At 36.6% G+C, this 23,765-nt stretch carries 18 protein-coding genes; 4 read left to right on the top strand and 14 right to left on the bottom strand.

The genetic code is table 11. The features are described 5' to 3' along the window. Positions 1–19: 19 nt before the first annotated feature. From ZPR_RS02790 to ZPR_RS02765, 6 genes are read right to left on the bottom strand one after another with little or no spacing between them, the layout of a single operon-like run. Positions 20–1,384, bottom strand: coding sequence for a hypothetical protein (locus ZPR_RS02790; RefSeq protein ID WP_013070092.1), 1,365 nt, complete (start codon positions 1,382–1,384; stop codon positions 20–22). Between the two features lie 33 nt (positions 1,385–1,417). Further along, complete coding sequence (locus ZPR_RS02785; protein ID WP_013070091.1) at positions 1,418–2,092, bottom strand: c-type cytochrome; 675 nt, start codon at positions 2,090–2,092, stop codon at positions 1,418–1,420. A gap of 5 nt (positions 2,093–2,097) precedes the next feature. Beyond that, positions 2,098–2,625 carry a DUF3341 domain-containing protein gene (locus tag ZPR_RS02780; protein WP_013070090.1) on the bottom strand — a complete coding sequence of 176 codons (528 nt, stop codon included), beginning with the start codon at positions 2,623–2,625 and terminating at the stop codon, positions 2,098–2,100. A 5-nt stretch (positions 2,626–2,630) separates the two neighbouring features. Further along, complete coding sequence (gene nrfD, locus ZPR_RS02775) at positions 2,631–4,448, bottom strand: NrfD/PsrC family molybdoenzyme membrane anchor subunit (RefSeq protein ID WP_013070089.1); 1,818 nt, start codon at positions 4,446–4,448, stop codon at positions 2,631–2,633. A gap of 33 nt (positions 4,449–4,481) precedes the next feature. Further along, positions 4,482–7,547 carry a TAT-variant-translocated molybdopterin oxidoreductase gene (locus tag ZPR_RS02770; protein WP_013070088.1) on the bottom strand — a complete coding sequence of 1,022 codons (3,066 nt, stop codon included), beginning with the start codon at positions 7,545–7,547 and terminating at the stop codon, positions 4,482–4,484. A 52-nt stretch (positions 7,548–7,599) separates the two neighbouring features. Next, entirely contained in the window at positions 7,600–8,949 is a 1,350-nt protein-coding gene (locus tag ZPR_RS02765; protein WP_041578619.1) for a c-type cytochrome, read from the bottom strand. Between the two features lie 226 nt (positions 8,950–9,175). Between ZPR_RS02765 and ZPR_RS02760 the strand changes: the two genes are divergently transcribed. Next, positions 9,176–9,565, top strand: a complete 390-nt coding sequence (locus tag ZPR_RS02760; protein WP_013070086.1) for an SPOR domain-containing protein — start codon at positions 9,176–9,178, stop codon at positions 9,563–9,565. Between the two features lie 173 nt (positions 9,566–9,738). Here the strand turns inward: ZPR_RS02760 and infB are convergent, their stop codons facing one another. Genes infB through rimP form a run of 3 tightly spaced genes read right to left on the bottom strand, consistent with a single transcriptional unit; the run spans position 9,739 to position 14,302 of the window. Beyond that, positions 9,739–12,549 (bottom strand): translation initiation factor IF-2, encoded by a 2,811-nt coding sequence (gene infB / locus ZPR_RS02755; protein ID WP_013070085.1) that lies wholly within the window; start codon positions 12,547–12,549, stop codon positions 9,739–9,741. A 45-nt stretch (positions 12,550–12,594) separates the two neighbouring features. Continuing rightward, positions 12,595–13,827 carry a transcription termination factor NusA gene (gene nusA / locus ZPR_RS02750; RefSeq protein ID WP_013070084.1) on the bottom strand — a complete coding sequence of 411 codons (1,233 nt, stop codon included), beginning with the start codon at positions 13,825–13,827 and terminating at the stop codon, positions 12,595–12,597. Between the two features lie 10 nt (positions 13,828–13,837). Beyond that, the gene (gene rimP / locus ZPR_RS02745) at positions 13,838–14,302 is read right to left on the bottom strand and encodes a ribosome assembly cofactor RimP (RefSeq protein WP_013070083.1); all 465 of its coding nucleotides are present in this window, start codon (positions 14,300–14,302) and stop codon (positions 13,838–13,840) included. Positions 14,303–14,460: 158 nt separating this feature from the next. On the opposite strand from rimP, the gene ZPR_RS02740 reads away from it, so the two are divergent. Beyond that, positions 14,461–15,288 (top strand): universal stress protein, encoded by an 828-nt coding sequence (locus tag ZPR_RS02740; RefSeq protein WP_013070082.1) that lies wholly within the window; start codon positions 14,461–14,463, stop codon positions 15,286–15,288. Here the strand turns inward: ZPR_RS02740 and ZPR_RS02735 are convergent. Continuing rightward, entirely contained in the window at positions 15,285–16,811 is a 1,527-nt protein-coding gene (locus tag ZPR_RS02735) for a hypothetical protein (RefSeq protein ID WP_041578615.1), read from the bottom strand. The genes ZPR_RS02740 and ZPR_RS02735 overlap by 4 nt on opposite strands. Before the next feature lie 267 nt (positions 16,812–17,078). On the opposite strand from ZPR_RS02735, the gene ZPR_RS02730 reads away from it, so the two are divergent. Further along, positions 17,079–17,303, top strand: a complete 225-nt coding sequence (locus ZPR_RS02730) for a hypothetical protein (protein WP_041578613.1) — start codon at positions 17,079–17,081, stop codon at positions 17,301–17,303. Between the two features lie 8 nt (positions 17,304–17,311). Continuing rightward, entirely contained in the window at positions 17,312–17,935 is a 624-nt protein-coding gene (locus ZPR_RS02725) for a metallophosphatase domain-containing protein (protein WP_013070079.1), read from the top strand. On the opposite strand, the gene ZPR_RS02720 is transcribed toward ZPR_RS02725, so the two are convergent. The 4 genes from ZPR_RS02720 to ZPR_RS02705 are packed head-to-tail and all read right to left on the bottom strand — an operon-like array spanning position 17,932 to position 23,763. After that, positions 17,932–19,296 (bottom strand): hypothetical protein, encoded by a 1,365-nt coding sequence (locus tag ZPR_RS02720; RefSeq protein WP_041578611.1) that lies wholly within the window; start codon positions 19,294–19,296, stop codon positions 17,932–17,934. The two genes, ZPR_RS02725 and ZPR_RS02720, sit on opposite strands and share 4 nt — an antisense overlap. Beyond that, on the bottom strand, positions 19,296–21,650 hold the full coding sequence (locus ZPR_RS02715; RefSeq protein ID WP_013070077.1) for a GumC family protein: 2,355 nt from the start codon (positions 21,648–21,650) through the stop codon (positions 19,296–19,298). Before ZPR_RS02715 ends, ZPR_RS02720 begins: the two co-directional genes overlap by 1 nt. A gap of 1 nt (position 21,651) precedes the next feature. Then, complete coding sequence (locus tag ZPR_RS02710; RefSeq protein ID WP_013070076.1) at positions 21,652–22,419, bottom strand: polysaccharide biosynthesis/export family protein; 768 nt, start codon at positions 22,417–22,419, stop codon at positions 21,652–21,654. Beyond that, a complete protein-coding gene (locus tag ZPR_RS02705; RefSeq protein WP_041578609.1) occupies positions 22,420–23,763 on the bottom strand; it encodes an undecaprenyl-phosphate glucose phosphotransferase in 1,344 nt (447 codons plus the stop codon). Between the last annotated feature and the right edge of the window lie 2 nt (positions 23,764–23,765).

Genomic DNA, 23,765 nt, shown 5'->3' with positions numbered 1-23,765 from the left:
TTAAACAATCAATCTTTAATTAGTAATGGTAATTTTCACTTTCCTTAAGGAAAGGATTACCTTTTGGATATAAGGATTCTTTCGCCAGGCCAGTCCCAACACAGAATATAAACAATCCAAGGAAAAATAATATTCCAGCAATTTCAGTGATACCGAAAGACCAATGGGGACCAACAGTAGAAGGCATGATCAATAAGAAAATATCGATATAATGCCCCACAAGAATTACCACTCCTGCCATAATCACAAACCAAGGAATACGTTTGTAATCACTGTTGATTAACATCAGGATTGGGAATATGAAGTTCAGCACCAACATTCCAAAGAAAAGCAGATTGTATTCTTCGATTCTGATAATAAAATAAGTTACTTCTTCCGGAATATTTGCATACCATATTAACAGGAACTGACCAAACCAAAGGTACGTCCAGAATACACTAAAGGCAAACATAAATTTAGCCAAATCATGTAAATGACTATCATTTACAAATTTAAGATGACCAATTTTCTTAAGGAACATGGTAACTAAAGCTATAACAGTAATTGCTGATACAAACATACTTGCAAAAACATACCAAGCAAAAAGCGTACTGTACCAGTGAGGCGTCATACTCATAAACCAGTCCCATGCCATTGTAGTTTCAGTTATTACAAAGAACAACAAGAAAAATACTGAAGCTTTAAAATTCTTTTTATAAGGAGTAAGTGTAGTTGCAGTAGCCTGCGCCAAAGAGTTTCTTCTGGCTACAAATCGATATAAATTCCAACCGATTAAGTATATAATCGCTCTTATCACGAAGAATGGAAAATTAAGATATCCCGATTTTCCTTGAAGAATAACATCTTCTTCAACCAATTCGTGATTCTGCCAGGGATAAAAATGAGTTCCTGCAAAAATAACGATTAATACCACGATAATAGATCCTGGCAACAAGTAATTTGTAACACCTTCTATCACTCGAAATAATACCGGAGACCAACCTGCCTGGGCAACGTACTGAATGGCGTAAAACACTAGAGCTCCTAATGCAATCATAAAGAAAAAGAAAGCTGAAACAAACATTGCCGACCAAGGTTTTGTTTGAAACTGGTGTAACAAGTGCTCCATATGAGAGTCACCATGCTCTCCTTCTGCATGAGCACTTTCCCCATGTCCTTCAGAGGCTTTTGCATGACCTTCATCTATGGCCATACCATGCTCCTCTGTTGTTACTGAAGCCTCATCGTGTTCAGCACCATGTTCTCCGTGAGCATCTGCCGCCAATAATTCCTTCAATTCTTCTTCGTTCGATGGTGTAGAAATAAATCCATAAACCAAACCTATGGCACCAACAATTACTAGAATAATTGCAGTTAATTTTAATTTACTAGAAAGCGTATACATATTACTAGATCTAAAAGCTATATTCCTATTTAATTATTCTTCAGATTGCGTTTGGTCTTTTTCACTAAGATCTTCAGCAGGTTCTGCAGGATTAAGATTATCTGAATTCTCCTGAGTTACAGTATTTGTTTGAAAAGATCTTTCGGGATTACCTTCCAGTTTATCTTTTAAACTCATTACATAATGATCGATCTGCCAACGCTCTTTAATACTTGTTTGTACCGCATAAGACCCCATATTATTAAGACCATAATACATGGCATGATAAACACTACCCTCTGTAATACTACGTCCTGGATCATCATAAGAAGGCACACCAAGAATTTTCTCTCTTTCTACTAAAGTACCCTGGCCATCACCTTTATCTCCATGACAAACCGCACAATAAACGGTATACAAAGCTTTACCTTTTGTTAAGTTCTCTTCGGTGTAAGGAAGTGGATTTTTAAGGTTTGCTTTAGCATCGGCTCTTCCCTCAGGAGTATCTTCATAATCATAAGGCATCCATCCTCTTGGTATTGTTCCATCAACAGGTAATTTAGCTTCCTGTTGATTGGCAAAAATATCATAAGCGCCATAAGGTTCGTAAGGTACCGGACGGTACATATCTGGGAAATATTGATAATTACGATCCCTGTCACCCGCACAAGAATTTAAGAAACCTGCGATTATAACAAAGACTAAAGATTTATGAAATAAACTTCTCATCTGGTCTATTTATTGTCAATTAATTTAATTTCTGCAGCACCTGTATCGTATAAAAATTTCGTCAGGTCTTCTACATTATGATTCGTTGCGTCTATCTCCATTAAGAACATATCATCTGTAGTTCTAGGATCTGGATTTTCAGCTTTTTTAAAAGGCGCCAGTCTACTTCTCATATAAAAAGTAATAACCATTAAGTGAGCTGCAAAAAACACGGTAAGCTCAAACATGATCGGAATAAAAGAAGGCATATTCGTCAAGAATGAAAAACTTGGCTTTCCACCGATATCCTGAGGCCAATCCTGAACCATCATAAAATTCATCATCAAAACAGCAACTGATAATCCAGTTATACCGTACAAAAATGAAGTTATAGCTAATCGTGTTGGTGCTTCTCCTACTGCTTTATCAAGGCCGTGTACGGGAAAAGGCGTATAAACCTCACCAATATGATAGCGCGCTTCACGAACCTGCTTTACCGCATGTAAAAGCAGATCATCATCGTTATAAATAGCGTGTATTGTTTTTGATGCCATCTTGATTATTTATTTTTTAATTCAGTTGCCTGAGCATTCCAATCACCTCTGTTCTCGATAATAGGGAAGTTTTCAATAACTTCATCAAGCAATTTGTAATCATCCTTGGTTAAATTAGCTACCTGGTCGTATTTATAAATACCTACCTGATGTAAATGCTGCTCTAAAAGCGGACCTACACCGTTTAGCTTTTGTAGCTCATCTGCACTTTCTACTTTAGGATTATATGTACCTATTCTGGCTAGCATAGCATCCAATCGATCTTCCTGAGCTTCAGTAACTCCCAGAGCATCCGCATTAACAGTAGATTCATGACCTGAACCAGGTTCTTTCTCTGTTGACGTATCTCCAAAAAAGTCCTTTTTATCATCAATATTGGCAGAAGGTTCTTTTGCTGTTGGATCGTTATCCACATGGTGCGCTACATCATCACCATGCTTAGCTCTTAAATTCTTATAATATTCACCTGAAGATTTCAATATTGTCTTTACTTCGGCCTGTGCGATCACAGGGAAAGTTCTTGCATAAAGAAGAAACAATACAAAAAAGAAACCTATCGTACCGATAAAAACACCAATATCAACAAACGTAGGAGAGAACATTGCCCAAGAAGAAGGAGTTCTGCCTTTACTTAGGTCGATCACAATAATATCAAAACGCTCAAACCACATCCCAATATTTATTACAAGAGCCACTATAAAAGTCCAAAGAATATTTCTTCTCAATTTCTTAACCCACAATGTTAACGGCACTACAAAGTTACATACTATTAAGGCCCAAAATGCCCATGCATAAGGTCCTGTTGCAGCACCAAAAGAAAGATAAGTATAATTCTCATAACTGGTACCGGAATACCATCCTATAAAGAATTCAGTAATATAAGCTACGGATACGATTCCCCCGGTCAACAATATTACCTTGTTCATATATTCGATGTGCAGTAACGTAATATAATCCTGAAGATTAACCACTTTTCTCATAATAATAAGCAAGGTTTGCACCATTGCAAATCCTGAGAAAATCGCACCGGCAACGAAATACGGAGGGAAAATCGTACTGTGCCAACCAGGAACTACTGATGTAGCAAAGTCAAAAGATACAATCGTGTGTACCGAAAGTACCAAAGGTGTTGCTAAACCGGCAAGTACTAAAGATACTTCTTCAAAACGTTGCCAGTCTTTTACACGTCCACTCCATCCAAAACTAAGTATACCGTATATTTTCTTTTGAAATTCATTTGTTGTTCTATCACGAAGCATTGCAAAATCAGGAAGTAAACCAGTCCACCAGAAAACAAGTGACACCGATAAATACGTTGAAATTGCAAAAACGTCCCATAACAACGGTGAGTTAAAGTTTACCCATAAAGAACCAAACTGGTTAGGAATAGGTAAAACCCAATATGCTAACCAGGGACGTCCCATGTGAATAATAGGGAACAAACCAGCCTGAACTACAGCGAAAATTGTCATGGCTTCTGCAGAACGGTTTACTGCCATTCTCCATTTCTGGCGGAATAACAATAATACTGCAGATATCAATGTTCCGGCGTGACCAATACCTACCCACCAAACGAAGTTGGTAATATCCCATGCCCATCCAATGGTTTTGTTCAATCCCCAAACTCCGATTCCTGTAGAAACGGTGTAAATGATACAACCTAATCCCCACAAAAATGCAATTAAGGCAATAGTAAATACAATGTACCAGGATTTATTTGCTCTCCCAAGTACAGGCGCTCCTACTTCAACACTTATATCATGATAAGTTTTCTCTCCGGTAACAAGAGGTTCTCTTATAGGTGCTTCGTAATGTGACGACATATTTCTTTAAAATTGATTCTTATTACTTAATTATTATGCTTCAGCAGTATTGGTAATTTTAGCCTGATACATTACGTTTGGCCTTGTACCTAAACTTTCCATCATACGGTAAGTTCTATCATCCTCTTGTAATTTAGAAACTTTAGACTCTTCGTCATTAATGTCTCCAAACACAATTGCTCCGGTATCACAAGCCGCTGAACAAGCTGTACGGAATTCTCCATCTTTCACTGGTCTACCTTCACGCTTGGCATCAAGAATCGTTTTTTGTGTCATTTGAATACACATAGAACATTTTTCCATAACTCCACGTGAACGAACTACAACATCAGGGTTTAACACCATACGACCTAAGTCGTTATTCATGTGATAGTCAAATTCTTCGTTTTGAGCGTAATTAAACCAGTTAAACCTTCTTACTTTATAAGGACAGTTGTTTGCACAATATCTTGTACCCACACATCTGTTGTAAATCATTTGATTTTGACCCTGGCGACCATGAGACGTTGCCGCAACCGGACAAACTGTTTCACAAGGAGCGTGGTTACAGTGTTGGCACATTACTGGCTGAAAAGCAACCTGAGGATTATCATACGAAGGATTTTCAATGACATCATAAGTCTCGAATGCTCCTAGATTATTCAGTTTCTCCTGCTCTTCTACAAAAGTATCCCCGGCAGAATAATATCTGTCGATTCGTAACCAGTGCATATCCCTGAACTTTCTAACTTCATCCTTTCCAACAACTGGAACGTTATTTTCAGAATGACAAGCAATAACACATGCTCCACAACCTGTACACGCATTAAGATCGATAGACAGATTAAAGTGATGGCCAATACTACGGTCAAAAGATCTCCAGATATCAGCTTTTTGATCACTAACAGGAATTTCCTGATGATTATAGTCTACCTCAGGAACAGCGTTCCATTCATGCTTGCTATTTGATGTTAAAACAGAAAGAGTCGTCTCTTTAAGAATATCATCACGCCCCGCTAAGGTACTTTGCATTTGCACACTTGCAAATTCATGTACACCTGCAGCTTTTTCTATACTAACATTTTGAAATGCACTAAAGTTCTTATACAAAGGGTAAGCATTTACACCTACTTGCATTTCCTTCTGCATTCCTTCTTTCTTACCATACCCCAAAGCTAAGGCTACAGAGCCTTTAGCCTGACCTGGCTGAACAATAACAGGAACATTTTTTACAGTAGTATCACCAACACTAATATTCACATAACTACCATTTAAAGCTCCATTGGAAACAATTTCGTTTTCAAGCTCCAGCTTATCAGCATCTGCTTGCGAAATCATTAGATAATTATCCCAAGTTGTTCTGGTAATAGGGTCTGGAAGTTCTTGTAACCAAGGGTTATTAGCCTGATTCCCATCACCCATTGAAACTTTGGTATAAAGTGTAAGTTCAAACTCACTTTCTTCCTGAGCAGAAGCATTCATCTTTCTTAAAGAAGAAGCTTCATTCGCTGAGGAAGCAAAACCTTCAAGCACTGTTGTCCCTACAGGACTAGTACCCTCAAATACTCCATCATGAAGTGCCTGATTCCATCCACCTGTTAAATTACCAGACCATGTTTCTTTGATATAATCATGATAAGACTGGCTATTTCCTGACCACTTTAATAAACAGTCCTGAAATTGACGGGTATCAAATAATGGTCTAATTGTTGGTTGCATTAGGCTAAACTGGTTATCAGTAAACTGAACATCTCCCCAGCTTTCCAAATAATGAGGAGTAGCCGCAATATATTTACAAAGTTTAGCAGTTTCATCCTCTTTCATTGTAAATGAAACCGACACTTCTACATTTTTCAATCCTTCAATAAACTCAGATGCATTAGGCAAACTATAAGCCGGATTCACTCCAACCACCATAAGTGCGCCTACACTACCAGCGTTCATGTCTTTAACTAACTCGACTACCTGAGCACTATTACCCTGGCGCGTCATTCGTGCATTATCGGTATCCATAATTGAACTACCTAATGCTTCATTTATAGCCAGAACCAGTGATTGAGCATCTGCATCTGGAATACCAGAAACCACAACTCCTTTACTACCAGCTTTTCTTAACTGACTTGCTGCTTTCACTACAGCATCATCAATTTTAGAGGGAAGTTCGCTTGTAGAACCTCCTCCTACAATATACCCATACAAAGAAGCAAGAATTGCCTTTTGCTGAGACGGTTTTACAGGAACACGCTTATCGGCCTTCGCACCTGCCAAAGACAGGTTTGATTCGAATTGCACGTGCCTTGACATTTTTCCATTTTTTGGGATACGGCTTTGTGCATAACTATTATCATATCCTCCGCCTTGCCAGTCACCAAGAAAATCTGCCCCTATAGAAACTATAGTTTCAGCTTCGGTAAAATCATAATTTGGCAATGCTCTTCTTCCATATCTAGATTCAAAAGCTGAAAGCGCTGCATCTTCAGAAACCGCATCATAAGCCACATGCTTTACATTTGGATATTTAGCGCTAAAATCCTGAATTAATTTAGTCGTACTAGGGCTGGCAAATGTTTGTGTTAACAACACAATATCTCCCGAAACACCATTAAGTGCTGAACCCACCTGACGGTCAAATTCTTCCCAGGAAACATTTTTCCCATCGATCATCGGGCGCTTCACCCTCTTTTTATCATACAAAGAAAGCACTGAAGCATGAACACGGGCACCCCCACCAGCTTTTACCTTAGCAAGATCATTATTTTCAATCTTTATAGGTCTCCCTTCACGAGTTTTAACCAATACACTTTGAAAATCAAAACCATTGGCAATAGTAGAAGCGTAATAGTTAGCCACACCAGGAATGATTCTATCTGGCTGTACTACATAAGGTATAGATTTTACAACCGGTCCCTCACAAGCAGCTAAAGAAGCTGCCGCTGTACTAAATCCAACATACTTCAGAAAATCCCTTCTAGACGTTTTTGAATTACTTAAGGACTCTTTATCCCCAAGAAATTCATCCACAGGAATTTCTTCAGCAAACTCTTTTTGTTTTAGCGTCTCAACAATAGAACTACCTTTTAGCTCTTCAACACTTGTCCAGTATTTTTTGTTTGATGACATATATATCTAGATATTAACTTCTTAATTTATATCTGCAATCGCAGTTATTATATTAATAGTGGCATTTTCCACATTCAAGACCTCCCATTTCTGCAATGGTAAGTTCTTCTACACCGTATTTCTTAGAAAGTTCTTCGTGAATCTTTTCGTAATACTCATTACCTTCCATCTGAACACCAGTTTCCCGGTGACAGTTAATACACCATCCCATAGTAAGCGGAGCTTCCTGATGCACAACTTCCATTTCCTGAATAGGACCATGACAATGTTGACACTGAACTCCTGCTACAGAAACGTGTTGTGAGTGATTAAAGTAAACAAAGTCTGGAAGATTATGAATTCTAACCCATTTTACTGGCTTCTGATCTCCTGAATAGGTTCTGGTTGAAGGATCCCAACCAACCGCATCGTATAGTTTAGCAATCTCGCCATCGTAAAATTCTTTTGAATGGTCTGCAGTCGCAGTCTCCGGAGCTACTTCTGAAATAGCTTTATGACAGTTCATACATACATTCAAAGATGGAATTCCAGAGGTCTTAGATACCCTTGCAGAAGAGTGACAGTACTTACACTCAATTCCATTATCCCCAGCATGAATTCTGTGAGAGTAATGAATTGGCTGTATAGGCTGATATCCCTGGTCTACTCCTACTTGCATCAAAAATCCATATGCAAAATACCCTACGCCAAGCAGCACCACTATAGAAAACACCAATACTAAAAACTGGTTTTCAACGAACGCCTGCCAGATTGGTTTTCTTGAAGGCTTCTCAGGTAATTTTACTCCACTAGCCGTTGCAAAGTTTTTAAGTGTTTTGTTTACTAAAAACAAAACAACCAGCAACATTACTAACACGAAAATAAGAATCCCAAGAATGATATTAACAGATACACCCCCTCCAGATGCACCTTGACCATCTGTACCAGCTCCTGCTGTTGCAGCGGCAGTGGGCTCAGGTTTAGGTTGCTCTACATAAGCAAGGATATTATCGATATCTTCATTAGACAATTGAGGAAAAGCTGGCATCGCAGTACCATTATATTCCTGATAAATTGCTTCTGCATCTGCATCCCCTGAAGCTCTTAGCTCAGCATTGTTTTTAATCCATGAATAAAGCCATTCTTTATCATGCCTTAAAGTTACCCCGTTTAAAGCCGGACCAATACTAGCTGAATACGGCTTATGACAAGCCGCACATAAGGAATTAAACAAACTTTTACCGGCAGCGGGATCACCTAATTCCGCAGAGGCCGAAGCATCTGCTTTATCAGCTGCGGTCTCTGGAGTCCCAGCTTCCACAGCAGTAGAATCCTGAGCAAAACCCGTTACAGTAAACGAAAGAAAAAGTGCTACAATTAAGAGCAGTCGCGAAGTTGAGTGGCGGTATTTCACCTTTTTCATATTATAAGTTGAATTAACGTCTAAACTTTGGTACGGTTTTTTAAGATTAAAATCTGTACGTAAAAACTTTAGAAACGCACCATTAAATTCAGGCACAAAAGTAATACTTAAGTTGGATTTTGTTTATGTTAGAGAAGCGTTAATGGGTAATTTATATTAGTTCTAAATAATAATTTCTATAGAATATGAGTTATTTAATTTTACTTTTGTCTATAAAATCATAACTATGAATATTTTAAGCTTTAAAAACCTATTATTCGGCACCTCTCTTTGCTTATCCTGTGTTGCTTTTGGTCAAGAGGAGACCCAAAAAATTAACATTTCCCAGAGCGATATGATTAATGAATTATCCTTAACCAAAACAAAATTACAAAAGTCACATAATATAGGGGATCGCTATGTAATACAACTATTTAGCGGGCCTAATGGGGATGCCAGCAATAAAATAAAGGATTATGAGGCACTATATGAATATCCGGCACGAATTAAATACGAAGCGCCAAATTACAAAGTTTGGATAGGCAATTTCAGAAATCGATTAGAAGCCGACAGAGCGCTTTTGGTTATCAAAGAGACCTACCCATCTGCCTTTATTCCAAAACCAGAAAGAAAGTAATCTAAACTATCCGTTCCCTTACATAGTAAGACTTGCGACGATAAGGTAAAAAAGGAACAAATACATACAATGCCCAGCTGATTTTTAGATGGGATTTTTAAAATAAGTTCATAAAAAAAGGCTGCAAATTGCAGCCTTTTTTGGTATTATCATTTCTATAGCTATACCACTATCTATTTAAGTGTTTTCTTCACTTCTACTTCTCTAAATGCTTCGATAACATCTCCTTCCCTGATATCATTATAGTTTTTAACCTGCATACCACAGTCATAACCTTTGGATACCTCTTTAACATCATCTTTAAAGCGTTTTAACGAAGCTAATTCACCTGTGTAGATCACAACACCATCTCTAATTAAGCGCACTCCAGCAGTCCTGTAAATCTTACCAGAAGTTACCATACAACCGGCAATGGTACCGATCTTAGAGATTTTGAACGTTTCCCTGATTTCAGCAGTACCAGTAATCTCTTCTTTAACCTCTGGAGAAAGCATTCCCTCCATGGCATCTTTAAGATCATTTATCGCATCATAAATAATAGAGTAGGTTCTGATATCGATCTCTTCCTTATCAGCAACCTGTCTTGCATTACCGGCAGGACGAACATTAAAGCCGATTATAATCGCATCTGATGCCGAAGCCAAGAGCACATCACTTTCAGTAATAGCTCCAACCCCCTTATGGATGATATTCACCTGAATTTCCTCAGTAGAAAGTTTCTGGAAACTATCTGTTAATGCTTCTACAGAACCATCAACGTCCCCTTTCAGGATAATATTAAGCTCTTTAAATTCGCCTAATGCGATACGGCGTCCAATCTCATCCAAGGTAATATGACGCTGCGTTCTAACATTTTGTTCTCGTTGTAACTGTGTACGCTTGGCAGCTATATCTTTAGCTTCACGCTCATCTAGCATCACTTTAAACTTATCACCGGCCTGTGGCGCACCATCAAGACCTAAGATAGAAACCGGAGTTGATGGCCCGGCTTCCTTAATTTCGTGACCTCGTTCATCGTGCATAGCTTTAATCTTACCACTATGACGACCTGCCAGTACATAATCACCAATTTTAAGCGTACCCGCCTGTACCAGTATTGTGGCTACATATCCACGACCACGGTCAAGGAATGCTTCTACTACCGTACCATTGGCAATTTTATTAGGATTCGCTTTCAATTCAAGAATCTCAGCCTCAAGAAGCACTTTTTCCAGTAACTCTTTCACACCCATTCCGGTCTTAGCAGAAATATCATGAGATTGTACTTTACCCCCCCAATCTTCAACCAGTAAATTCATAGAAGCTAACTTCTCTTTGATCTTTTCCGGATTAGCCGTTGGCAAATCTGATTTATTAATGGCAAAAATTATAGGCACTCCTGCGGCCTGCGCATGTGAAATCGCTTCTTTAGTCTGCGGCATCACATCATCATCAGCAGCAATCACTATAATAGCGATATCTGTTACCTGTGCTCCACGAGCACGCATTGCTGTAAAGGCTTCGTGACCCGGAGTATCCAGGAAGGCAATTTTTTGACCACCGTCTAATTCCACCCCATAGGCACCGATATGCTGGGTAATACCACCACTCTCTCCTGCAATTACATTCTCTTTACGAATGTAATCCAGAAGCGATGTTTTACCATGATCTACGTGTCCCATAACCGTAACAATTGGCGCTCTTTCCTGTAAATCTTCTGGAGCATCTTCCTGCACCTCTACGGTCTCTTCTACATCTGCCGTTACAAAATCCACTTCATAACCAAACTCATCGGCAACAATAGAAAGCGTTTCGGCATCCAGTCTCTGGTTCATGGTCACCATCATACCAAGAGACATACAGGCTGAAATCACTTTGGTTACCGGAACATCCATCATGGTCGCCACTTCACTTACGGTAACAAATTCTGTCACTTTAAGCACTTTAGAATCCGATTCCTGCTTTGCAAGATCTTCTTCTGATCGTTGACGGTGTTGATCCCTCTTATCTCTTCGATATTTAGCACCTTTACCTTTACTGGATTTCCCCTGAAGTTTTTCCAGAGTTTCCCTAACCTGCTTTTGTACTTCTTCTTCGCTAGGCTCTTCTTTAGTGATAGGCCTGCTGCGTTGTTTATTATTACGCCCTTTACGGTTGTTATTATTGTTATTTCCACCTCCCTGATTAGGACCGCCTTTTACATCCTTACTAATTCTTCTACGACGTTTCTTGCGATTCCCTTTTTTATCATCGTTGGAAGCGGCAGTTTTTTTATCGTCTTTCTTTTTAACAGGCTTTTTAAATTTGGAAAGATCGATCTTTTCTCCCGTAAAGTTAGGACCGTCCAATTTTGTATAATTGGTTTTTATACGGTTAGATTCCTCACTTTGTTCAGAAGCCTCAGGTTTTACCTCAGTTTGTTCTTTATCCTTCTTAGGCTCTTGCTTAGGTTGTTCTTTTTTAGGGGCATCATCCTGATTTTTAACCACATCAGGTTTTGGCTTAGGCTTTTCTTCCACAGGTTTCGGGGCTGGCTCTTCCTGTTTGGCTTGCTCTGGCTTTTCTTCCTTCTTAGGCTCCTCTTTTTTCTTCTCCACCTGAGGCTTATCCAAGTCTATTTTACCAACAGTCTTAGGACCAGAGAGTTTTGTACGGGTACTTAGGGTTTCCTGCTCCTGCTTTTTACGCTCTTGCTCTTCCCTGAGCTTTTCCTGTTCCTTTTTCTCCTGCTCTTTTCTTTTTTCTTCCTGCTCGCGTTCGCGGGCTAAACGCAGCTCTTCCTTCTCCTTCTTTCTCTCTTCCCCTACTTCTTTAGAAGCTACTTTTTTGCTTTTATCTGTCTGGAACTCATTAAAAAGAACCTGATAAGTCTCCTGAGAGATTTTAGCAGTAGGACGTGCTTCAATATCATGCCCCTTAGAATTTAAAAACTCTACAGCCCGATCTAGCGAAATATTGAATTCACGTAATACTTTGTTTAATCGCATTGTTTTTGCTTCAGCCATAAATTGCCCTCTAAATTAACCTCTTTTGTTTATTACTACAATAAATTATTCTTCGAATTCTTCGCGAAGTACCTTCAGCACTTCACGAACGGTTTCTTCCTCCAGGTCGGTACGCTTTATAAGGTCATTTACATCCTGCTCTAAAATACTTTTTGCCGTATCCAAACCAATTTTTGCAAATTCCTTAATTACCCAATCTTCGATTTCATCAGAGAATTCAGATAGTTCCACATCTTCTTCCACTCCTTCTCTAAATACATCTATTTCATAACCCGTTAGCTGGCCGGCAAGTCTAATATTATGCCCTCCACGACCAATTGCTTTCGAAACCTCCTCAGGCTTAAGCATTACCTCAGCCCTTTTGTTTTCTTCATCTATTTTTATCGATGTAATTTTCGCCGGACTCAAAGCCCTTGTTATAAATAACTGATCATTATTGGTATAATTAATCACATCGATATTCTCATTACCAAGTTCGCGTACAATACTATGGATTCTAGATCCTTTCATACCCACACAAGCGCCAACAGGATCAATTCTATCATCATACGAATCTACTGCCACTTTTGCTTTTTCGCCCGGTACACGAACTACCTTTTTGATCGTAATTAAACCATCAAAAACTTCAGGAATCTCCTGCTCAAACAATTTCTCCAGAAATGCTGGCGCTGTTCTAGATAAAATGATGCTAGGCTTATTTCCTTTTAATTCAACACTTTCTATAACCCCACGTACATTTTCTCCTTTTCTAAAGAAATCCGAGGGAATTTGCCGGTCTTTTGGCAGTACAATTTCGTTCCCCTCATCATCTAAAAGAATTATTGCACGATGTCTTATATGATGAACTTCTGCTGTATAAATCTCTCCTTCAAGATCTTTAAACTGCTTATAGATATTTGTGTTATCATGTTCATGAATCTTAGAAATAAGATTTTGCCTTAATGCTAAAATCGCTCTACGCCCAAGATCCTTTAATTTAACTTCCTCAGAAACATCTTCACCAACTTCAAAATCCGGTTCAATTTTACGTGCTTCTGCAAGTGAAATTTCCTGATTTGGATCCTCAACTTCACCATCGGCCACTACCACACGGTTTCTCCAGATCTCCAAATCTCCCTTATCAGGGTTTACAATGATATCAAAGTTATCATCCTCACCATACTTCTTTTTTAAAGCATTTCTAAACACATCTTCCAAGATCGCCATCAAGGTAACACGATCTATCAACTTATCATCCTTAAACTCTGAAAATGAATCTATTAAGGCGAGATTTTCCATACTAAAACAATTAAAATGTTATCATAACTTTTGCTTCAACAATTGCTGAATATGCTAATACAGCTTCTTTCTCTACCGTCACCTTTCCTTTTCCTACAGGTTTAGGTTCACGTGCTTTCCACTGAAGTTTAATATCAGACTCGGTAGCATCGATTAAATTTCCTTCAAATTTTTCATTTTCAGTTTTAACCTGCAACTTTCTTCCAATATTTTTTTTATACTGTCTGGGAATTTGTAGCGGCTCAGATACTCCGGCCGATGTCACTTCTAAAGAAAAATCCTCTTCTTCCCTGTCTAAATTATGCTCTACCTTACGGCTTACATACATACAATCTTCGACAGAAACTCCTTTATCGCCATCGATAATCACTCTTATCTGATTATCTGATGTTATCATAAGATCAATCAAAAATAAGGAATTATTCTCTTCAAATGCTTGCTGTAGCAACTTTTCTACGTTCTCCTTCAACTTCATACCGGTTATAAAAAGAGGGGACTTTATGTCCCCTCGCTGTACTTTTTTAGTTTCAACGCTGCAAATATAATAATAATTCCCGAGAAAGAAAACCAGGCATTTAGGCAAAAATCTTCGTAAATTTAATATAGAAACAAAAAATACTAATTTTTCCCGAAATGCAAAAGATTCTTGTCCCAACAGATTTTTCAAAAGAAGCCGAAAATGCTTTGAAAACAGCCGCTATAATTGCTAAAAAATTCGATGCAGAAATTTACTTACTTCATATGCTAGACCTGCCTTTAAACCTTATTGACCCCGTACAGGGAAACAGTCAGAATGTACCGGAAGCATTATATTTTATGAAGCTCGCACATATGCATTTCAGCAAAATAAAAGAAAGCGATTACCTAAAAGACCTCTCAGTTACAGAAGCTGTTCAATTTAATCATGCTTTTAAAGGGATCACTGAATTCGCTAAAAATAATAATTGCGATCTTATCATTATGGGGTCTCACGGCAGCAGTGGTTTCCAGGAAATGTTTGCAGGATCGAATACCGAAAAAGTGGTTCGCCAATCTGAAATCCCTGTTTTGGTCATCAAAGAGGAAGCGAAAGATTTTAAAATTGAAAAGTTCATTTTGGCTACCGATACCGAAATTGACAATAAAAAAACGCTATTAAAAGCTATCGAATTTTCCAAGCTTTTTGAAGCCGAATTACATCTTTTATTTGTGAATACCCCAAATAATTTCACAACCACGAAGCAAGCTTACGCAGATTTAGAGGAGTTTTTACAAGAAATGAACCTAAACAGCATCAAAAAACATATTTACAATGACATTAGTGTAGAAAAGGGAATTTTAAATTTTTCAGAGAAAATTAAAGCAGACCTTATAGGCATTAGCACGCATGGTCGCAAAGGTCTGGCTCATTTCTTTAACGGCAGCATTAGTGAGGATCTGGTTAATCATGCCAGGCGACCGGTAATTACTTTTAAGATCTAAGTAAAGGTTTTAAGTGCCCCTTTTTTTATACAAGACCAGAGATAATTCCAAAATGATTTGGTTTTATCCCGCTCTATCTCCAATCCTTTATTTACATTTTCACCACTTTCGCCATTATGTTTTACAAAAATATTGGCGATAGTGGTTAAGAATCCGCTTTTTTCAGTACCGTCATTTTTTAAGACTTCAATTTTAAAATCTTTATAAGCAATATTTAAACCACCGGTAGCTACATTCCTATTCCCGGAAAAATTAAAAATCATACTTGTAATATCCCCTTTTGCCTTGACATTCATTCCGGGTGTTAAAAAAGTATTCATATTTTGCGCGGAAAGAGTCCCCATATTACCAGAAACTGAAAACCAATCACTACGATTATTCACTTTAAAAGCCCAGTTTAATTGCAAAGCAGCCTGATCCATAAAATCAGCTTCCGCAATAATCCTGGTAGTAGGAAACTCGATTGAATCACTAAAATTAGTCAGGTTTGATATTTCACCCTGCACTTTTGCAAATATCACTTTACCTGGTGACCTCCCTGCTTTTATTCGTTCTTCATAGACAATCCTGGCATTGTCAACATTTAAAGTATCGATTTTAAGCAAAAATGGTAATTTTCTAAGCATTTCGCTATACATAGGCTTAACAGTATTATCATCAGGTTGTGTTTTGTCTCTGTAAATTTCAAAATCTGCATTATGAATCGAAAAGCGTGAAGCCACATACTTTAAACTGTCATTTTTAAAGCCAAAATCATGATGGTTGATAGCAATACTATCTACACTTAAATTATAACGATCTTTCTCTATAGGTGTATGGTTCTGAAATTCCTGCTTGGAATATATCGATGTAAGCAAAAGTCCTTGCAACATACTTTTATTTTCCTCGACTCGAATATCAGCTACATTAATAGTATGTCTTTCATCCACTTTTAAAAATATGGAATCTGCATCAAGGCTAAAACTTTTAAATTCAAAAGGAATTTTATTCTGGATGCTGCTACTATCGACCTGTAGTTGATTTAGCTGAAAATCGAAAGTTTTTACCTTGATTTTATTTTCAGAAACACTATCTGTTAAAACAAATTTACCTCGATTAAGAATAAGCTTTTCAACTAAAATCTGCTTATTCAGCCCTTTTTCCTTTGAATTCCCTTTTGTCGCAACTGAATCTTTCTCACTCGACTTATTTGCTGCGGTCTGATATATGATTTCAGGATGACTAATGCTGATCGTATTTAGATCGATATTTTTTTCAAAAAGAAATTTCCAATAATTAAGTCCACTAACTTCCAATTTTTCAGAGTTAATTTCTACTTCACCTCGCTTTAAGCGAATATTGGATAATTGGGCAGCATTTTTAAAAACCTGAACTTTCAGTTGATCAAATTTGAGTTCTGGCAACTGCCTCTCGAGTAAGCTTATCGCTTTTTTCTCGACGAAGGAATTCAGAAATAATCCAACGACAAGAAGTATGGTCAACACAACTAATATTGGGATAAATACTTTAGTTTTCTTATTCAAAATAGAGGCTTTTAATTGAAATTTACGACACTTACGCCCAGCTGAATATAAGATTAAGAATATTTAACTAAAAAGCTTTACCTCTCATAAAATAAGCGCGTTAAAATTACGTCAAAGCTGATGATTGATTACCAAAAAACGGATTTAGAATATATATTTGCAATCAAGAATCTTGGCCAAGGCCGAAGATATCAATAAAGATTTTTAAAATTTTGTGGCAAGCCCAGGGTATCAAATCCTTTGGTGGTGCCAATAACTAAATAACCAATGATCCTTAAGCTATCCATAAAAATACTGTTTGTTATCGCCGAGATCTTTCTGGCTTTTTACAGTTTTGCTATGAGCGATAGTTTATTGGTAAAGTTTATTTTCTTTGCCTTTACTGCTGTAATTATTGCGTTTGCACTTACCAAAATTACCAACAAATTTTTACCGGTAGATAAAGACTATATTTCCCAGGAGCAGGAAGACGGTGTTGTAGATGGCGAATAAAACTGCCTATGCGTCTCATTTCAATTTCCGACACTCATAACAAGCATAAAGATTTAGATATCCCTAAAGGAGACTTTCTTATTCATTGTGGCGACTTTACTGAAGGCGGATCCAGATCTGAAACTTTGGATTTTCTAGAATGGTTTTCAAAACAGCCCCATAAACATAAAATTTTAATTGGTGGCAATCATGATTTCTTTTTAGAGAAATATCAGCACAATTTAGAAGAATATATTCCTAATAATATTCATTATTTAAACGATAAAGGAATCACTCTTGAAAACATAAAGATTTGGGGGAGCCCATACACCCCGGGCAATGGCCATTGGGCATTTAACCTGGAAAGAGGAAGAGCAATTCGAAAAAGATGGAATCTTATTCCGCAAAATATAGATATTCTCGTAACCCACACCCCTCCCTATGGGATTTTAGATGAAAGCCAAACCTATAAAAATATTGGTTGCGAAGAACTATTAAAACAAATAGTGGATATAAAACCTACTTTACATCTTTTTGGCCATGTTCACGATGACTTCGGGAAGAAAAACATAGGGCCTACATTATTTGTAAATTCTGCAGTGATGGATAATAAAATGAGGCTTATTAACGCCATTAGCACTATAGATCTCTAAAAGAAAGATTTTGAAACTGAAAGACCGGCTGCAAATATTGGTTTATCTCCTTCAGAAAATTCTGTCCCAAAAGAAATATTCAAATTAAAAGGATTATTTTGAATTAATCCTATATCTAAATACGAGTAAAACACATTCGACTTAGATAAAACTGATGGTCTTGAATTACTATAATTCACATGGGTTAGTAATAACCTCAACGGAAATGTATTTCTTCGGCTATACTTAGCTAACTCTGCGTTCATCCCTAGATGGTATGCTATAAACTCATCATTTACAATACTACCTCTAGGTGCGCTTGAATCAAAATCAAAGAATGGTACACCTAAAATTCTTTGCTGATAACTCCAACCAGATTTATAGAAAAGAAAATTATTAAAGTACTGCTCAACATTCTCTGGTCCATTATAATTTTTACTTCTGTTCTTAGTATAATATATTTCAAATATGAAAGCCTTCCAGAGATTCCGATTATCTACATCTTCGATATATAACGCGTAACTACCATCTGGGAAATTACTAAATTTAGAACTAGAGCCGTCTTCAAAAAAATGATTATAAACAAAATTATATTTCACATTAGTAGTGTATGAAATATCAAAAACGTAAGTGCCTAGATGATTCCCAATGACATTTTGCCGCTCACCTCCAATAGCCTCCGATCCACCTTCTCTACCAAAAAAAACTTTTAAATAATTTTGTAAACCAGATGGCGCTTCACCATAAAATTCTGAAGTTCCCCCATACATAGCGTAGTGTTCAATTCCGGCTTTAATAGCCCAAGACTTTCTATTATATAATAAATAGAAATTTTTATGATGGATTTGAGCTCTCGACACACTGCGGTCTTTTTCTAAAAGATACTGCTCAAAGGAGGCAGAAACGCCGAAGGTATCAAACCGATCAAAATAAAATGGATCTAATGTTAATTGCAATCCAGGCATGGCTCGAGTATTAAGCGACCATGCAAAATTTGCATTGGAAGCACTAAGCCCACTCAAATTTTCTTCTTGGTGCTTTCTACCTAAAGTAAGACTTATTTGATTTTTATAAACAATCTTAGAATACAGTTCATCCATCCATATATGATTCCCAGCAATTGGAGAGTTATCGTAAGAAGCAGCACCTCCTAAAATCATATTAAAATTTCTACTAATATCGAAGCTATAATCTAACATCAATGTTCCATAGAATTCGCTCTGATCTGATAATCTTCCTTTAGTATTCTTATAGAAATAAAATGGCAACTCTTCTGTATTAGAATAAGCGCCACCCAACTTTGCATTCAAAAAAAATCCATCTTGAGCAAAAGCACTAAGATGGATTAATAATGTTGATATTATGACAGATAACTTATTCATTATTTTTTAAATCTACTCATCAATCCTTTTCTCTTATCATTATCCTCTGCGGCGTAGGTATACCCGTATTTATTTCCATAATACCCGAAGTTCGACATTTTTACGTCGTTCAGCACAAAACTCACATTAGAAAGCTTACCACTCTCTTTAGCTTCGATCGCAAAATTTATTAAATTTTTCTCGGTATACCCAGCTCTAGCTACATACAATGTCAAATCAGCAAACCGATTGATTAAGAAAGTATCAGCCACCAACATTGCCGGTGCTGTATCTACAATAACATAATCATACAATCCTTTAAGCTCTTTAAACATGCTATCTATCTTTACATTCCTCAATAACTCGGAAGGATTTGGAGGGATACTTCCAGAGGTGACTATAGAAAGATTGGGATGTAATTTAGATTGATTGATATAAGCTTTAATACTCTCATCATCACTTACGATAAAATCACTAACCCCTTTCAGAACTTTCGCCCCTTCTTCATAACGTTGCAATTGAGGATTTCTAAGATCTGCACCCACAATAAGTACTCGATTATTACCTTCGCAAAGTGTTAATGCTAAATTAAAAGCAGTAAAAGTCTTACCTTCTCCTTTTACCGTGGAAGTCACATAAATAGTCGTATTATTTTTATCACGATCTTGAATTCCAGCCAACACGTATTGCATACTGGTAGTTAGAATTCTAAAAGCTTCCGCTAAAATAGATCGGTCATGTTTTTGGATTAGGTCTGACTCTTCTTTACTAACGCTAGGAATTTGACCCAGAATAGCTATTTCATTAGTAAAAGTCTCTAAATCTTGCTTAGACCTTAACTTGTTATCCAAAAAGTTTGTTCCAAAAATGATTCCGAAAGGAATAAATAATCCTAGAACAAATGAAGCTAATAATATGATATTTGGTTTTGGAGAAACAACTCCATTAGAACTCGCTTCATCTACAATCTTAGCCTTTATATTTTCAACTCCATATGATATGGAATTTTCTTCTCTTTTTTGCAATAAAAAAAGATATAATTGTTCTTTAATATTTTGAGGTCTGGAAACTCCTCGAAACTCTCTTTCTTTAGAAGGAACGCTAGCCACTTGTGCTCTTAGTTGTGCAAGTTGACTCCCGACACTCTTGGAAGACATTTCAAGATTTCGAACTAATCTATCCAAACTCTCAAAAAGATTTTCTCTCAAATTCGAAATTTGATTATTCAATTCTTTGACTAGCGGATTCTTTGATGAGGAACCCGATAACAAATTATTCCTTTTAACAATGAGAGCATTGTATTGCGCTATTAACGAGTTTACCCCGCTTTCTTGCGTCCCCAAATTTGACGGTAACAACTGATCCCCTTTTTGTTTTAAAAAACTTTGCAAAGATCTAGCTATATTCAATTCAATTTCAATTTCTTGACTTTTTTCTTGATATTGATTTATGTTTTGGACCATATTTTCCGATTCCGTTTCAATATCAATGAGCCCATTTATTTCTTTGAAATTTTCAATATTCCTTTCTACCGAATCTAATTCAACATTTAAACTGTCTAATCTTTCATTTATAAATTCAGAAGTATTCATCGCAATGACTTGATTATCTCTTATAGCATCCTGATTATATTCTATAACAATTTGGCTCAAGACATCACGCGCTCTATTAAGAACCCTATCATTAATTGATAAATCCACAATAGAGCCTTTATCTTGAGCCAAAGTGGCCGAAAATTTACTAGCATAAGAATTAGCTACTAAAACCGGATCTTGAAATCTTATTAAAATTGCATTTTCGGGTATACTATTAGATGATAAATTAAAGGAAACAATATCAAAACCCAAATCGATTTTTTTTCCTGGAAGACTACGATATACTTTACCAGTTTCTAAACAGGTAATATGAAATTTACCATTCGAAAACTGGACTTTATATACATTAGGTGAAGCGTTTTTTTGTTCCGGTGATGCAATAATTGGACTTTCATTATATATTTCAACATCAACAACTTGACCCTCCACAAAATAATTAACATTTAGATTAAGGTTTTCTACAACTCGTAACATTATTCTACGACTTTTTAGAATAGCGAGCTCATTTTGTATACTCGTTTCGTTAGAATTTGAGAGAATTCCCATTTCTGAAAGTACAGCTGTCTCCGCTGATGGGTTTTCGCTATCCTTTATTAAAATTTTAGACTTTGCGGAATAGATACTCGGAGTGTATCTTAAATATATAAAAGCAATCGCTAAACAAATAATTATAGACAACAAAAACCAATACCAGTATTTTAAATATTTTGCAGCTTCCTCTCTAAAATCGATTGGTTGATTCGATGATCCATTATTTAGATTACTATTACTATTCATCATTTTACCTTGTAAAAATTACTATTAAGGAAAGTACGCTCGACACTATTCCTATATAGCTTGAAACCGTACCTAAATATCCTCGTTGTTGTCTAGCTGGAGCAGTTGGCTCTATGTAGATTATATCATTCTGTTCTAAATAATAATATGGTGAATTTAGAACTTCTGAATCTGTAAGATCCAAACGATGTGATGTCCTTAATCCATCTTTCTCCCGAATAACCAATATATTATTTAGTTCTCCTTGATTAGAAATTCCATCTACCTGACTTAAGGCTTGCGCAAGGTTAATCTGATCATCATCAACTTCAATAATTCCATTAATTGCTCCTATAATATTTATTCGAAAATTCTTTATGCGCACCATTATAACGGGCTCTGATAAGTAAGGCTCAATTTGAGTTTGTAAGATGTCAGCTAACTCATTAATAGTATAATCTACGACTTTGATCTCGCCCAACACAGGAAAATTTATTTTACCCTCACGAGAAACTAAATATTCTATTGAAGATTGATCTCCGCCACCTGACATAGCTCCAGATCGAGACACAATCATTGGGTTAAAAGGGGAGGCGGCCTCCTGATTGTTGGAAAAAACTTTGATACTCAATCGATCGTCTGGTTTAATCCTTACTTTGTCATTATCATATATTTGTGATTCTGTTAAATTATCAATACCCTGATAAAATTGCACCTGTTTTCTAGAAACACATCCTGACAAACTTATAATAGCTAGGACTAAAACAATTAAACTATAAAATTTTATCTTCATCTAATAAGCTTTTTCTTCCCCTCTTACAGCATTAATCACTGTAGAAAGAATTATTTTAATATCTAAATATAATGACCATTTTTCCACATAAAATATATCTAGTCTTGTTCTATTAATTATATCTGATGCTTCAATAATTTCTCCTCGATATCCTTTTATCTGTGCTAAGCCTGTTATTCCGGGCTTTGCAAAATGACGAACCAGATATTTATCTACTGATTTCTGGTATTGATTGGTATGTGCCTCCATATGCGGGCGTGGCCCGACCACACTCATATCTCCTTTTAATACATTAAAAAATTGCGGTAATTCGTCGATACTGGTTTTTCGCATAAAGGCACCTATTTTAGTCACTCTGGTATCATTTTTCGTCATCATTCTGGTATCGGAATCCTTATTTACAGCCATCGATCTGAATTTATAGCACCAAAATTCTTTTTTACCTACGCCATGCCTTTTCTGCCTAAAAAAAATAGGCCCCTTACTTTCAGATTTTATCAGTATTGCAATTATCGGAACTAACCAGGATAAAAGAAAGATACAAACTAAAAAGGAGAAAATAATATCAAAAGTCCGTTTAGTATATTTTGCGATATCAGTTTCAAGCGGAAGTTTTCTTAAATTCAATACCGGCACACTCCCAAAAAGCTCTACATTCATCGCTCTGGTATAAATTTCTTTATTATCCGGTATGATTTTTATACGCTTTAGATTATTATCAGCATAATTGATTAGACTCCCCAATTCTTCCGAGCTTAAACGGGAAGCCATACAGTATATTTCTTCGACATGCGTATTTCTTAAATACGGAATACAGTCTTCTATTTGCCCTAAATAAGTAATACTTTTTGAACTTTCATTATCGAAGTAACCCAGATACCGATATCCTAACTCAGGCATATCGAAAACCTGTCTTATTTTTTTTAATTTACGATCCCTTCCTATAACGATAACATTTGCCAAATTCCCACCTTCAGTTCTATAAATATTCCGCAAATAATAAAATATCCAGCGATACACCGTAATGCTTCCAAGCAAGACCAGAATAATACGCAATTGATAAAGAGGCGAAAATCCTATATCTCTAAAAGCCAGATTAGAAAAATAGGATAACGTATATATTATATAAAGGTATATAAGCTTATCGAAATTCGTAAAAAAACGTTCTGTCCTTTTAGTTGGATAAAAATTTAACGCAAATGCAATTAACAACCACGATAGATTATAAAATACGATGGCCGGCAATGACAAATACGTATCTTCCGTTAGAAAAAAGAGCGTTGCATTTATTATAAATAAATGTGCAACTACAGAAATTGGTATGATTAAAGAAGATTTTCTCATTT

The sequence above is a fragment of the Zunongwangia profunda SM-A87 genome, assembly GCF_000023465.1.
Lineage (GTDB): Bacteria > Bacteroidota > Bacteroidia > Flavobacteriales > Flavobacteriaceae > Zunongwangia > Zunongwangia profunda.
The sequence above is the reverse complement of the archived record's forward strand: the minus strand, read 5'-3'. Positions and strand labels throughout refer to the sequence as shown.